Origin of the sequence: Streptomyces sp. NPDC048420 (assembly GCF_040651535.1) — a bacterium.
GTDB lineage: Bacteria > Actinomycetota > Actinomycetes > Streptomycetales > Streptomycetaceae > Streptomyces.
Genome location: NZ_JBEZKG010000004.1, coordinates 215,260 through 228,523 on the forward strand (window position 1 = coordinate 215,260; position 13,264 = coordinate 228,523).

Genomic DNA, 13,264 nt, shown 5'->3' on the forward strand with positions numbered 1-13,264 from the left:
ACGGGTTCCAGGAATCCTGGACATACGGTTGGCGGCTCCGGATCAAACGTCACCCCGTGCGTCCAGTTGGGCGGGACGAGGTCGGAAGTCCTGGACCTCATCCAGGGAACTGCCGGTGTCGGGGACCCGAGGTGAGCACCGGTGGCGGTCGGCCATGAGATCGAGGCGTGCCAGCGTCCACCCCTGCCCCTCGTGTCCAGCCTGGGTAGTGATGGTGCTGCACTTCGTGCACCGCAAGCCCTCGGCCACCTGGCAGTTGTCGCTGAGCGCGGAGTTGACGACCTCGAAGTCATCCCGGGGGAGTGCCTCGGACTCACCCACCGCGGCGGTCTCGGCGCCGCCGGTGAGGAACTCCAGCAGTTCCAGGGGCAGGGCAACCTCGTACCCGCGCTGGTGAACGCTACGGATAGCAGCGCCAACCCCATCGGTGACAGCAGAGCGGAGACAGCCGTTGTTGGCGGCGGGAGCACGCTCCTCGCCCTCCGGTTCGCTGTACCCGTCCCAGGGAGCCGACAAGCACTCGAGGCCACCTGCGGTAAGGATCTCGTCCAAGCGCGCCCAGAGCCTGCGCACCGGGTTCGTCTCGGGCAGTTCGCGGATTGCCTCGGTCATCAAGGCGTGCAGCTCATCCGTGCCCAGTTCGTCAAGGGTGGGTTCCGTGATCACGTCTCTTCTCCTGGACCTGGGTGGTGAATTGGAGCGTGTCGGCGGCAGTCAGTCGGTGACGCGGTAGGGATGACCAACCTGCGGATAGTCCCCGTCTGCGGTGACGTTGTGCGGCCATCGGCATGCGACGGTCTCGATGTGCACGCCGGGATGCTCCTCGCAGCGGACCCGGTTGTTCGGGGCGACATGACCACAGTCGGCACGGATCCGAGTTCGGCTTCGTCGTGCGCGTGCTGCTCCAGGGCGGCAGAGAGCGCGGTGTCGCGGATGTTGAGGTTCTGGGTCTCGCCGTCGTGGTAGGTGACGAGGGCGGTGTCCTCGTAGCTGATCCAGCCCGAGTCACCCCTGGTCGGTTCGACCGTGACGGAGGTGACGGCCTTGCCGGTGAATTCACGGTGCTGGAGGGCTTCAACGGCCGCTGATGTGAGCTTGCCGATCTCCATGCCTAGTTCTCCCGTCTTGCAGTCGGGCGATGCGCTCGACGTGAGTGAAGGTCACGGTCTCGACAGCGTCACGGTCACAACCGCGTTTCACAGCGTGGTGGATGACCTGGTACGTCACGGGCCGAGCCGGCCCAGCGAGCCGGAGCCGCGTGCGATGCGGGCCGGTGGTTCGTGCGTACTCGTGGCAGCCACAGTGGCTTCGCGTCGCTGTCCCGGCCTCGTTGAGCGCCCGGGCTCACCGAGGACGAAGTCGCCGGTCTTCCCGGCCTCGGCCTTCGAGGTCGCATCCAGTGCCTCACACATCAAGCCACCTCGTTAACTGCGCTTGCCCGCGGGCTTCGCAGCGAGGGCCTGCTGCTCGACGTGGCGCGCCGCGATGTACAGGCCCTCGCGGTTCAGGTGCCGCGAGTAGCTCGAGTCGAGGTAGAGCACGGGCACGTCGCCGGCGGCCTTCAGCAGCGCCGGGTGCAGCAGGTGCTTGATCGGGCCCGAGCCGCCGCCGTAGACGTAGACGACTTCGGTCGTCGCGCCGGCCTGGGAGAGGACGTCACCGAAGGAGGAGACGATCTCGTCGACCAGGTAGCTGGCCTCGTCCTCGACGAAGCCAGAGGCGCGCTGGTGACGGTTCTTCACCAGCACCGACGGCTCCGCGTGCAGGAAGTCGGCCAGCTGCTTGCGCGAGGAGAACAGCAGCGTGGCGTCCGACTCGCTCATGCGCTCCATGGCATTCATCAGCGCGGTGCCGTAGCCCTCCTCGAGGGTGTCGGCAGCCTCGGGGTTGAACCGGCCGTCGGTGAAGACCGGGAAGTTCACGGTGCCCTCGCCGACGTCGACGCCGATGGTGTTCTGCACCGCCACCAGATCGGAGGCAGAGACACCTTCCACGAGGGACGCGTCACGGGCGCGCAGATCATCGAGCAAGGCCTGTGCGAGCGGCTCGCCTTTATCGGTGATGGCGAACTGGGCGGAGGCACCCTCGGCCATCACCTGCACGTCGACGAACTGCAGGCGCACCGAGACCGGGGTGCTGAAGTTCTTGATCGTCACCAGGTGTACCGTCGGATCCGCGCTGCCCAGCAGGCCGATGAACTCGGCGGCGTAGGCGTGGCGACGCGCGACGAACTCCGAGATCGGCAACGCCAGGCCGGCGCGCACCTGCACGCGCAGTTCGTGATCGGGCAGCGCGCCGTTCTCGCGGACGTAGTCGCGCAGGGCCTTCGCGGCGAAGACACCCAGGACCAGAACCTTGCTCAACTCCTGATCGGCCTTGGAGTGCTTGCCCAGCACCTCGAACTCGGTGAACTTCGAGCCGCGCACAGACAGCGCTGCGCGGCCGAAGATCCGGCGGTCGCTGGCCGCCACCAGGGGAGTGGTGAGCGAGCAGTCGATCTGATTGTAGAAGTCGCCGGCCAGCACGGAGGCCGCATCCGCGTCGGGGAGCGGCACCTTCGGAGAGGTACGGGAAGTCGAGACGACCGCGCTGGGCAAATCGATCTCGTCGAAAGTCCCCTGCTTCGTGTTCTGGATGACGCCCTTGACGTAGCCATTGCCGACGTCGATGCCGCCGGTGAGAGTGATGAGGTCGTTGCTGTTGGCGCTCATGAATTCGATCCCTCGGTATCTGTGGTGTCTGCCTGGAAAATGAAATTCACCGCGTCACTCAGCGCCGAGTACTCGCCATGATTTCGTCGATGGATGCCTGCTTTGGCGGCTCCGGCGGTGGAGAGCTGGGCGCGCTTGCCGCGGGCTCCTCGGCCGTCTCAACCGGTGCGGGAACCGGCTCGGGCTGGGCTACCGGCGCTGGTGCTGTCTTCTCGGCGATGGCCTCTGGATCGACCTCGACCTCGTCGGCGCCTGCGGGCTGTGGCTGAACCGGCCTGGCGGTCGGACGACGCTCGATGACTGCCTCGTCGTCCTCGCGCTGCTCGATGCTCTCCAGCGGCGGTCGGCCGCGACGCGGTAGCTGATCAACGGGCTTGTAGAAGACGTCGATGTATCCGTCGCGCTGAATGGACTCCCGAATGAGCAGTCGCAGCGACTGCGAGATGTTCTCCTGCTGATCGAGCCACTCGATCACCGAGGTGTCGGCAGCGGGCACGGTCCAGCGGATCTTACGAGGTTCACCCGGCTGATTCGCCATTGCCCTCACCTCGCTCCGACCCTCGTACCTGCGCTTCATCCGGTCGTTCGCCGGATGCCTCTCGCTGTGCCATATGGACTCACCGTCCTACGCGTTTGCTCTCGAATGCGAACCAACGCGAGCTCACTCTAGTGCCCCTATCGAGTCCTATGCAAGCCCTATTTGATACGCAAGGGAGACGCTGTCCGAGTCCCTGTCGAGTACCGGCAGGGGCACTTGTGAGACACCCCCATGCCTCCATCAGGGGAGACCGCACGCAGGCCGCCGGCACCGTACGCCTCAGCGCCCCAACTGCGACGCAGCAGGTGCTCACCCGGGACACCTGCGAGACACCTGAGGTGCCGACACTGATCCAGGAGAGGCGCAGCGAAGTGCGGATGAGGTTCTATTGGCGTCCCTGTGGCGCCTCCCGGGAGACGCCACCCGGCATCCCTGCACAGGTGAGTACTTCGCAGGCTCTGTGTGCGACGCCAGTGTGGCACTGACAGGGCGCGCGCGAGACACCGTGAGGACGTGGGCAGAACTCCAAGAGGTACACCGGCATCAATCGGTGTCCTATGTGTGTCCCAGTCGCGTCCCCCGCGTGTCCCGATGAGTCGCCCCAGAGACACGCGGGGGACGCTGTTCCATGGGTTCGAAAAGCCTGTCTGTGCCCCTCGCGAGAGCCTGTCGGTGGGCATGGCAGCGCAGCCACGGAAGCGCCGGCGGAGCGAGATCAGCACACCGGCCGGTGAGCCGTCGGCACGATGCTGTTGCGGCGGTCTGTACAGGGGTGCCATCGGGCCGTCCTGGTCGAGCAGAGGGTGAAGGTGCGAAGGGGGAATAGGTCCCCGCACGCACCGAGCGAGCGGGGAACGACTTGCTTCCGCAGCAAAGGCTCCTGGAGGAAGACGACAACAGCCCGATGAAGCTGCAGCTGCTCGCTGCGCGATGGTCAGCTGATCGCAGCAGTCCGGCCACTCTTCTTCTGGTGCGTCCACGAAGGACCACCCCGGGCTTGCCGCGCAAGCGCAAGACGGAGCACATCCCGGGGCCGGATCGTGCGACGACAAGGTAGTGCCGAACGCCCACCTCGGACGCGGTGCGTGAGGTGATGGCACTCTGCCGCGGCAGCACCGGAGCAACCACCGGAGCGAGGTGAATCCACGTCGGTGCAGCCAGCACAACGCGACGGGGCGAGGCCGGCTGCGCCGCCGCAGCGAGCGGTGGAGGAGAGCGTTGTCCTGTCGCGGGAGGACGGATCCGTGGTGCGGCGAAGGCGGTGTCGCCGACGGCAGCAGGGCGATGAACCGGGGCTGTGCCCCGTCGGGAGCGGACCCGTACCCCCGCCTCGCTCGTGCCTCACGAGGACGGATCAGCGTGGGGTACGGCCGTATCACGGACGTCGAAAAAGCAGTACAGCCAGAAGCTGCGATGACCAGGCGAAACAGCCGGACCCGTACACCCGCTACGCGGAAAAGGGGGAGGGGTACGGATCAAGAGGGTACGGACCGTTTCCCCTGATGTTCCAGGCTTCCGCTAAGGCTCCAGCCGTGGAACAGCGACAACGACGACAAGAAAGCAAAAGGGCATAAGGGAACCTGATAACACGTGTCCTGCGGACCCTCGCTTCGCTCGGCCTCTCCGCTGCGCTCCGAGGACGTGTTAGTCGGCATAGCCGACGGGTTCCACCGCTCGCTTCGCTCGCCGGTCCGTCGGTCGCTGGCGCTCCCTCCGGCTATGCCCAGCGCTGCGCTTGAGAGACGAAACCCCGCCACTGCCCCGCTGCAGTTGTCCACAGATGTGGACAGCGGCAAAGGGTGCAGCAGTGGTGGATCGCCTGGCGCTGCGCGCCTGGCTCCGGCGGGAAGTGACGACCCGTGCGACGGCTCGGTACGCGATCCATCCGGGAGCAGATCACGCCAGCAAGATCTTCCGGGGCGTCAGCCAGCAAAGCTGGCACGGGAGCTGGGTCGAACATCGAGATCACACGGACCCCACCGGGGTCCGCACTCGATGGTCGCCACCCGCACCCGAGTCCACGAAGAGGCACCACCATGACGCAGTCCCAGCCCGAAATCTCGCCCTACGACACCAGAGCCCGCTGCGAGCCGAAGTTGTGGCAACCGAACAGCGAAGCCGTCGCCGAGGTGATGCGCTCGGGCGAAGCCAGGGACATCGGCAACGTCGACTTCACCAACGGCGAGAACGGCACCGTCGTCGCCGTGCACGTCTCCCACAGCGATGACGGGATGTACACCGTCCACCTCATGCCGATGTGTGATGACGATCAGATCCGTGTCGAGCTCCACCGGGAGAAGGACCTGACCGTCATCGAGCCCAGTACCAGCCGACCGGTATGAGCCAGCGACATGCAGGCCGCCGCCTGTCCAGACATCGTGGCCACAGCTCTCGACTCCAGCTGTGGAGACCGCCGAGTCACAAGGAGAGGAGACTCGAATGATTGCTGAAATGATTCCAGAATCGTTCTCGCATGTCGTCCTCGTCACCGGTTCCCGCAGCTGGAACGACGAGCAGAGCATGCGCTCGGCGTTCAATGACGCCTGGCGCGACTGGGGAGCGGAGAACATCACCCGGCCGGTACTCATCTCGGGGCATTGCCCCGAGGGTGCCGACGCCATGGCCGAGCGCCTGTGGCGGGCCGCCGGCTTCGAGATCCGCACCTTCCCCGCCGCCTGGTCGGCTCATGGGAAGCGAGCCGGCTTCCAGCGCAACCAGGAGATGGTCGACGCCGCCCAGGTCTTCCGCGAGGCCGGGGCTCAGGTGCTGTGCACGGCCTTCCTCGACCTCTGCCGGAAGCCCGGATGCCCGCAGCGAGGCCAGGAGCAGCTCATGCCGCATACGCCGGGGCACTTCTCGCACGGCACGATCCACTGCAGGGCTCGCGCGCGAGCCGCGGGGATCGAGACGGCCACCGTGCTCCATCCGTCGCTGCCGCCGTTCTGAAGACGCACGAAGGGCCCTGCAGTGTGCTGCGGGGCCCTTCAAGGACGGATGGGAGGAGTCGGCCGGGAGGCGAACACCAGGCTCAGCGCTACTTGCTCCGATCGATGTCGTGTGCCTCGTCATAGGCCTTCATGACCTTCTTCGGGATGCGTCCCCGTTCGGCGAACTCATAGCCCTCCTTCTTGGCCCACTCACGGATCTTGTCGCGCTCCTCGGCAGTCGTCTCGGGCACGACTCGCTTCTTGGGCGCCGGCTTCCCGGCTTTCCGGCTGACGTCCAGGTACGACTTCAGCGCATCCTCAAGGCCTTTCTGCTCCTCAGCGGTGAGGTCGACTTCGTACCAGGTGTCACCCAAGCCGAAGGTCACGGTAGCCGCATCCGGCTTACCGCTGAGATCTGACTCGACAATGCTTCGAATGGCCATACCAGCGAGAGTAGCCGATACGCAAGGACCTTGGAAAGTCTGTCGCGGTCATTCGAGATAAGTGTGCCATTTAGAACCCGAATGAGACTCAGGGACACTGCTAAATGAGCAGAAGAAGCGAATGCTACTGCTAAAATCACAGCAATTGAGGGGTGCCACATACCCCCTTCTCCACCGACCAACAACCCCGATCGAGAGGTCCCCGCCATGTCCACGCTCCACACCGTCGACGACCAATCGCTCACCGACGAGGACACCGACCTCTTCGAGCTGCTGTGCCAGCGCAGGGGCTGGTCGGATCAGTACCTGAAGGAGATCGAGTCCACCGAGCACGACGAGCTCCTGGACCTGGCCGAGATGGTCGAGGCCCTTCATGACGCCCGGACCACGGGCAAGAAGATCACCATCGCCCCCGACTTCGACATGGACGGCATCTCCTCCGGTGTCCTCGGCTACGCCGGCCTGTCCGAGCTCGGCTTCGACGTCGAGCTGCACCTGCCCGACTACCGCCGCGGCCACGAGCTCACACCCGAGGACATCGCCGAGATCCACGCAAAGTGGCCCGCCATCCGGGTCCTGCTCACCTGCGACGGGGGAGTGAACTCCCACCGCGGTATCGCCGCCGCGCGTGCCCTTGGCTGGACGACACTGGTGACCGATCACCACGAGGAGCTCGCGCCGGGCTCGACCGCGGACATCACCGTCGACCCGTGCCGGATCGACGAGACCTACGCCCACACCGGGATCTGCGGTGCCCACGTGCTCTACCAGGTGATCGAGGCCTACACCCGCGTGCACCGGCCCGAGAAGCTCTGGGAGATCCACCTGCTGCGCCTGTTCGCCGGCCTGGGCACCGTCTCCGACGTCATGCCCGTGCTGTACGAGAACCGCCAGCTGGTGCGCGACGCCATCTCGATCGCCCGCCTGCTGCGCGTCGCCGCGCCGAAGACGATCCCCAATCCCTGGGGTGGGTTCGACGCTGATCCCGATGCCATCGACGTCGAGCAGTCGATCCTGATGCAGCTGCTGCGCACCGAGCCGCACCACCCGGTCTTCCTCCGGGCCTTCGAGGGCTTCGCGATCGTGCTCAAGGCCTTCGCGCAGATTGGCAAGATCCGAGAGGTCGACGACCTCGACGAGGGCTTCTTCGGCTTCTACCTCGCCCCGGCGATGAACAGCCCGCGCCGTACGGGGGCCTCGCTTGAGCCGTGCTTCGCGGTGTTCACGGCCGCCGGTGCTGACGTCAAGCTCAGGGCCGCCCACCAGGTGATCGGGAGCAACGAGCTGCGCAAGCAGCTGGTCATCGAACACATGGAAGAACTCACCACCGGGGACCAGCCCTTGGCCCCGTGGGTGTACTTCTCGGACGCCTACCCGGGCATGTACGGGCTGCTGGCCAACCGGATGATGGAGCTCAACGGCCACCCGGTCGTCGTCATCAACCGTCCCGTCAGCCCCGACGATTTCGTCAGCGGCTCCGGTCGCGCGCCGGGGTGGTTCGACATCATCACCAGCCTGGAACCGCACGACGGACTCAGCGCCATCGGACACCAGCAGGCCTGCGGCGTCCGCGTCGCGAAAGCCGAGAAGCTGGGCGACCTCGTCGCCGTGCTGCAGGAGGCCACCCAGGTCGCCCTGCTCGCCGTCAGCACCGATGGCCCGAACGGTGATCTCGTGCTCGGCCCGGACGCCGACTGCGACGCCGGCCTCGAGGATCTGCAGCCGTTGTTCGAGCTGGTGCGCCGGACCGAGGGGCTCAAGCCCTTCGGGCACGGTTTCACCGCGCCGGTCGTCGAGATCGCGATCGAGCCCCTGGGCCTGCGTGTGGACCGGATCGGATCCGAATCGCAGCACCTGCGCCTGGTCACCCGGTCCGGCCTGTCCTGCCTGTGGTGGAACGTCGCCGAGGAGAGGTTCGACGTGCTCCGGGGCTTCGTGCAGCGCGCCAGCCGCACCGAGCTCGGGACGCTGCGTTTCACGGCGACGTTGCAGCTGAACACCTTCCGCGGTGACACCCGCGTCCAGGCCGTCATCAACGAGCAGATCACCACGGCTGCTTGAGATCCATGAAGGAGGAGACCTTGACGACGTCACCGATCACCTCGCGTCTGCTCAGCATCGGGTGGTGCGTCCTCGTGCCGTTCGCCGCCGTCGCGGTCTACCTCGGTCTCGGCACCGTCACAGTCTTCCTCATCGGAGAGCCGATCGTCGCGACCGCCGTCCTGGGCATGCTTGTTGTCGTCCTGGTCGGTTCGGTGAGGATCCAGCGGCCCCGGTGGCTCGCGCATGCGCCGGCCCCGCGGCCGAGGCCGGAGATCCCAGGCTTCGGGTGGACCGTCGTCGGCTGCGCGGTCCTGGCCTTCCTCGCCGGGCAGTCGCTGGCCTTGTGGATCTACGTCACGGCCGGGTCCGCAGGCTTCGACGCGTCGAACCAGACCAGGCACGCGGCTGGAGCCCTGGCGACCCTGCTGCTCACCCTGGTCGCGGCTCCCGCGGGGGAGGAGGCCCTGTTCCGAGGGCTGATCTACCCGTTGCTGCGCAAGCGGGTGAGCATCCTCGCCTCGACGCTGGTCACCGCGGTGGTGTTCGGCCTGGTGCACGGCAACGCCGTGCAGTTCGCCTCGACCCTGCCGCTGGCGGTGCTCCTGGCCCTGGTCTACGAGCACACGCGCGTGCTGTGGCCCTGCGTGCTCCTGCACCTGGGCTTCAACCTCGCTGCGGCCCTCGTCCCAGCCCAGGCGCTCGGCGCTCTGGCGAATCCCGCGTCCGCGGTGCTCCTGTGCCTTGCCTTCGCTGGTTGTGCCTTGGGGCTCTACCGGTGGGTCGCCGGCGGGACTGCGCCTGGCGCAGTCCCGGGCGCGGGAGGCGAGTCCGCGATGCGGTGAGCGAGGTACTTAGCCTCTTCTGAAAAACGATGGTGCCCTCCGTGCGGGACCCGGCGGCCTTTCAGCCGCCGGTCCCTCGTGCGGAGGGCATGCTCGTGGTGACCGGGGTGATCCGGTCACCGGGGGTGTGACTGAAAGTAACTATGCAGTCATACTCATCAGGAGAGGAGAGGATCTCATCATGGCTATCGTCAGCACCTGCACGTACGACTCACGAGGACAGCTCGTCCGTCCCGACACGCTCGACATCAGCCGTGCGAAGATCCGTCTGGACCTCGACACTGGTGAGAAGCCCACCTTCGATCGCGGTCACACGCACGTCTTCGTCGTCTCCGACATGGGCATCACGGCCGAACAGGCCCGTGAGCGAGTGAACGCGAGGCTGCGCCGGTTCTTCGATCGCGCTGAGTCCGTTCGCGGCTTCCGCAAGATCACGATGGAGAAGAGCCAGAGCAAGAATCGGCTCAACCTCAACACCACGATTTCCTACGAGATCCTCTACGTCGTCGAAGCAGACGAGCGATCCCGTAGCCGCAGTCCCGAGTCCCCCAATGCGGGATGCCAGCGAGGCTGAGGCACGGTCACCCCTGGGTGATTCGCGCCATCCACGCCTCGCACTCATCAGCACATGCAAAGAGGCCGGAGAGCTCCCTTCCCACGGGGATGCTCTCCGGCCTCTCTGTTTTCACGTTCCAGTGCAACATCGATCACCTGGCATCAACGATAGCAGCTGTCGTGGATCACTCGCAATGAGCAGCGAATGTCAGTCCAATGCCCTCTCGCTTCCAGTGGAGCCTCATGGGCGAACGACTCGGACGGAGTTCTGGCTCGCGCTCGGAGGGCAGGTCAGGAGTCTTCTGCGAGCCTCGGGGCGCCGGGGATGTTCCATGCGGCTTCCAGTCCCGCTGAGGCGCGGCCGCGCCGCCTGGGGCCGCACTGCGGCTCGGCGCGGAAGTCTGCCTCGACTTGGTCGTCAGGGGAGTACGCCAGGCTTCCGGGCTGCCCAGTTGTACCACGAGACGTGGTACACCCCTGAAAACCGTCTGACCTGGGCAAACACCTGTACCGCGAGGCTCTTTCCCACATCGGGTGTACCACGTGGGAGCGCCGACGTGGTACGACGTTTCGCCTGGTCAACCAGCGTTTCCCGCCCATGTACCACGAGTACCACGTCTTTTTGACCGTTTACTTAGGGGACGCGTTCGGGAGCAATCCAGACAGCTCCAGCCCCAGCTCGCCAGTCTGCTCTCATATCCCCCCTGCGCGTGTATCTAGTCTCTGTTTCCTGGTACAAGTGGTACAGGGGGTATGTAAACCTCGCCTGACCTGGGCAAACACCTGTACCGCGTAGAAAATGCCACGTGGTACACCCTGCTCTTGAACTCCGAAATTCCTGCTCTGACCTGGGAAACAGGTGTACCACGTCAAGTGGTACATGTCACACATACCCCTAGAGGGTATGTGACCCTCGGGCCCCTCCTGGACAGCGTCCGGCTGATGCTCAGGTGGCGGCGGGCTCGGCCGGTCAGAAGAACTCCTCCGAACCTCGACCACAGGCCGGGCGGCTCACGCCGCCCGCGGGTGCGTGGTCGAGCACGAGAAGCCAGTGACTCCGTCGGGTGCATGCCCCACGGCGTCACTGGCTTCTCGCATCTCATCCAGGCTCGCGGCGCGTCTGGCATAGCCGCGGTGGTCGTGCGCGCCCTCTCCAGTCCCTGTCGAAGCCCCTTTCGTGGCCCCCTTGACAACCACCCCTGACCTCAGTCGGCTCTCTTGTTGACTGGTAGCTCAATCGTTGCGAAAGGACACTCTGATGACATAGAGTCAAGATCGCGTTCCATTCGATTACGAGTCCAATCGGCTTCCCACTCATCGCCGGCAGGAACTCGATCACGATCGAGAAAGCAGCAACATGACGCCTCTTGATGCCCCCACATCCGTACCTGTCGCCGGTTCCAGCGCCGGACCGCGCACCAACCCCGTCGCCGACGTCCTGGCCAGCGTCATGGGGTACTTCTCGAACCGCGACGACATGGCTCCGCAGAACGAGATTGTCACCTACGTCACCGCCGCCTACCTCGACCAGATCGACCCGACCGATCCTCCGACGCCTCGCGTGCTGGAGAAGGAGCTGCTGGCGATCGTGGGCGGCGTCATCAAGGCCGAGAACTTCAAGGCGTCCATGGCCGCCGAGAAGTACCCCCTGCCGAGATATCTGACGTACTGGCAGGTCGCGCAGATCCTCCTGCGTCTGCACCACGTCATCCGCATCGCGCCCAACGCCAAGGACACCGACCGCGAGTACGACCTGCTGGCGATGTACCAGGCCACGGGCCGCGCGCGTGGGACGTACACCACCAGCGAGGACGACATCCGCACGACGGCGCGCATGTACAACACCCAGCTGACCCTCAAGGAGTTCGCCGAGGTCCTGGCCGTCCTGCGCGAGGACAGCCCGCGCCGGCACCAGAGCACGAACCGCGACTTCATCGCCGCGCGCAACGGCATCGTCTTCTACGGCACCGAGCCGCTGGACGTCACGATCTTCGGCAAGGACTTCCACTTCGAGCCCAAGCAGGTCCACCCCTTCGACCCCGCCATCGTGCTGCTGACCAAGAACGATGTCGACTACGTGGACGACGCCCCGCAGCAGGTCATCACGCACCCCGGGGACGGAGACTGGGAAGTCGTTGCCTGGATCGAAGAGCTCTTTGACCAGTCCGGTGACGAGGGCCTCGCCGACCTGATCTGGGAGATCATCGGCGCGATCATCCGGCCGCACGTGCGCTGGGGCAAGACTGCCTGGTTCTACTCCGAGCAGGGCAACAACGGTAAGGGCACGCTCTGCGCGCTCATGCGCAACCTCGTCGGCAGCGGCGCGCATACCTCGATTCCGCTCTCGGACTTCGGTAAGGACTTCGCGCTCGAACCGCTGGTGCGCGCCAACGCGATCATCGTCGACGAGAACGACGTCGGCACCTTCATCGACAAGGCGGCCAACCTGAAGGCGATCGTGACCAACGACGTCATCCAGATCAACCGCAAGTACCGGATGCCGATCGCCTACCAGTTCTTCGGCTTCATGGTCCAGTGCCTGAACGAGTTCCCGCGCGTGAAGGACAAGTCCGAGTCGTTCTACCGCCGGCAGCTCTTCGTGCCCTTCACCAAGAGCTTCACCGGAGCCGAGAAGAAGTACATCAAGGACGACTACCTCCAGCGCCGCGAGGTCCTGGAGTACGTCTTCTGGTACGCGGTCAACCGCGCCGGCGCGTCATCTCCGGGTGACTACTACCAGCTCTCAGAGCCGGTGGCGACCAAGGCGGTCCTGGCCGAGTACAAGGAGGCCAACGACCCCGTGCGCGCCTTCTGGGAAGAGTTCCGCGGGCGGCTGGTCTGGGACCTGGCACCGTTCACGTTCCTCTACGACCTGTACAAGGCCTGGTTCGCCGACGTCTCGCCGTCGGGCTCGCCGGTGAGCAACAAGCAGTTCATCACCGACCTCGTGGCGATCGTCCGGCCGGATGCCCTGTGGCACTGCCCGGACAAGAACCGCAAGATCCGGCCCGGCCAGATGATGCACACCCCCGAGGTGCTCATCGCCGAGTACGAGCTGAAGAAGTGGATGCACCCGAGCTACACCGGCAGCGACCCGAAGAAGAAATCCCAGCCGGCGCTGCAGGCCAACTACCGCGGACTGCTCCGGCACACGGGCGCATCCGCCCCGACCGACGACACCACTGACGAACAGGACTGATGCACC

The 13,264-nt window shown here is 65.6% G+C and carries 11 protein-coding genes; 6 read left to right on the forward strand and 5 right to left on the reverse strand.

Going from position 1 to position 13,264, the window contains the following annotated elements; all coding sequences use genetic code 11:
• Positions 1 to 42: 42 nt before the first annotated feature.
• The 4 genes from AB0D34_RS08460 to AB0D34_RS08475 all read right to left on the reverse strand — a co-directional run bounded on the left by AB0D34_RS08460 (position 43) and on the right by AB0D34_RS08475 (position 3,249).
• Complete coding sequence (locus AB0D34_RS08460) at positions 43 to 666, reverse strand: hypothetical protein (RefSeq protein WP_362658442.1); 624 nt, start codon at positions 664 to 666, stop codon at positions 43 to 45.
• Positions 663 to 1,109, reverse strand: a complete 447-nt coding sequence (locus AB0D34_RS08465) for a hypothetical protein (RefSeq protein ID WP_362658445.1) — start codon at positions 1,107 to 1,109, stop codon at positions 663 to 665. The genes AB0D34_RS08460 and AB0D34_RS08465 overlap by 4 nt, the downstream gene beginning before the upstream one ends.
• 315 nt (positions 1,110 to 1,424) lie before the next feature.
• Positions 1,425 to 2,711, reverse strand: a complete 1,287-nt coding sequence (locus tag AB0D34_RS08470) for a ParM/StbA family protein (protein WP_362658448.1) — start codon at positions 2,709 to 2,711, stop codon at positions 1,425 to 1,427.
• A 58-nt stretch (positions 2,712 to 2,769) separates the two neighbouring features.
• On the reverse strand, positions 2,770 to 3,249 hold the full coding sequence (locus AB0D34_RS08475) for a hypothetical protein (RefSeq protein WP_362658450.1): 480 nt from the start codon (positions 3,247 to 3,249) through the stop codon (positions 2,770 to 2,772).
• A 2,036-nt stretch (positions 3,250 to 5,285) separates the two neighbouring features.
• Here AB0D34_RS08475 and AB0D34_RS08480 point away from each other — a divergent pair.
• On the forward strand, positions 5,286 to 5,591 hold the full coding sequence (locus AB0D34_RS08480) for a hypothetical protein (RefSeq protein ID WP_362658453.1): 306 nt from the start codon (positions 5,286 to 5,288) through the stop codon (positions 5,589 to 5,591).
• Between the two features lie 109 nt (positions 5,592 to 5,700).
• Positions 5,701 to 6,195 carry an SLOG family protein gene (locus AB0D34_RS08485; RefSeq protein WP_362658455.1) on the forward strand — a complete coding sequence of 165 codons (495 nt, stop codon included), beginning with the start codon at positions 5,701 to 5,703 and terminating at the stop codon, positions 6,193 to 6,195.
• Between the two features lie 88 nt (positions 6,196 to 6,283).
• Here the strand turns inward: AB0D34_RS08485 and AB0D34_RS08490 are convergent, their stop codons facing one another.
• Positions 6,284 to 6,619 carry an Lsr2 family protein gene (locus AB0D34_RS08490; RefSeq protein ID WP_362658458.1) on the reverse strand — a complete coding sequence of 112 codons (336 nt, stop codon included), beginning with the start codon at positions 6,617 to 6,619 and terminating at the stop codon, positions 6,284 to 6,286.
• A 207-nt stretch (positions 6,620 to 6,826) separates the two neighbouring features.
• On the opposite strand from AB0D34_RS08490, the gene AB0D34_RS08495 reads away from it, so the two are divergent.
• The 4 genes from AB0D34_RS08495 (at position 6,827) to AB0D34_RS08510 (ending at position 13,258) form a co-directional block, all read left to right on the forward strand.
• Positions 6,827 to 8,680: a DHH family phosphoesterase gene (locus tag AB0D34_RS08495; protein WP_362658461.1), complete on the forward strand. Its 1,854-nt coding sequence runs from the start codon at positions 6,827 to 6,829 to the stop codon at positions 8,678 to 8,680.
• A gap of 20 nt (positions 8,681 to 8,700) precedes the next feature.
• A complete protein-coding gene (locus AB0D34_RS08500) occupies positions 8,701 to 9,504 on the forward strand; it encodes a CPBP family intramembrane glutamic endopeptidase (protein ID WP_362658463.1) in 804 nt (267 codons plus the stop codon).
• Between the two features lie 181 nt (positions 9,505 to 9,685).
• A complete protein-coding gene (locus AB0D34_RS08505) occupies positions 9,686 to 10,078 on the forward strand; it encodes a hypothetical protein (RefSeq protein ID WP_362658466.1) in 393 nt (130 codons plus the stop codon).
• Between the two features lie 1,338 nt (positions 10,079 to 11,416).
• Positions 11,417 to 13,258 carry a phage/plasmid primase, P4 family gene (locus AB0D34_RS08510; protein WP_362658469.1) on the forward strand — a complete coding sequence of 614 codons (1,842 nt, stop codon included), beginning with the start codon at positions 11,417 to 11,419 and terminating at the stop codon, positions 13,256 to 13,258.
• Positions 13,259 to 13,264 lie beyond the last annotated feature (6 nt).

What these genes read in the sequence shown, in the direction of transcription:
- AB0D34_RS08485 (WP_362658455.1), top strand. Translation starts at nt 5,701, where the DNA reads ATGATTCCAGAATCGTTCTCGCATGTCGTCCTCGTCACCGGTTCCCGC.
- AB0D34_RS08470 (WP_362658448.1), bottom strand. Translation starts at nt 2,711, where the DNA reads ATGAGCGCCAACAGCAACGACCTCATCACTCTCACCGGCGGCATCGAC.
- AB0D34_RS08475 (WP_362658450.1), bottom strand. Translation starts at nt 3,249, where the DNA reads ATGGCGAATCAGCCGGGTGAACCTCGTAAGATCCGCTGGACCGTGCCC.
- AB0D34_RS08495 (WP_362658461.1), top strand. Translation starts at nt 6,827, where the DNA reads ATGTCCACGCTCCACACCGTCGACGACCAATCGCTCACCGACGAGGAC.
- AB0D34_RS08465 (WP_362658445.1), bottom strand. Translation starts at nt 1,109, where the DNA reads ATGGAGATCGGCAAGCTCACATCAGCGGCCGTTGAAGCCCTCCAGCAC.
- AB0D34_RS08510 (WP_362658469.1), top strand. Translation starts at nt 11,417, where the DNA reads ATGACGCCTCTTGATGCCCCCACATCCGTACCTGTCGCCGGTTCCAGC.
- AB0D34_RS08505 (WP_362658466.1), top strand. Translation starts at nt 9,686, where the DNA reads ATGGCTATCGTCAGCACCTGCACGTACGACTCACGAGGACAGCTCGTC.
- AB0D34_RS08490 (WP_362658458.1), bottom strand. Translation starts at nt 6,619, where the DNA reads ATGGCCATTCGAAGCATTGTCGAGTCAGATCTCAGCGGTAAGCCGGAT.
- AB0D34_RS08480 (WP_362658453.1), top strand. Translation starts at nt 5,286, where the DNA reads ATGACGCAGTCCCAGCCCGAAATCTCGCCCTACGACACCAGAGCCCGC.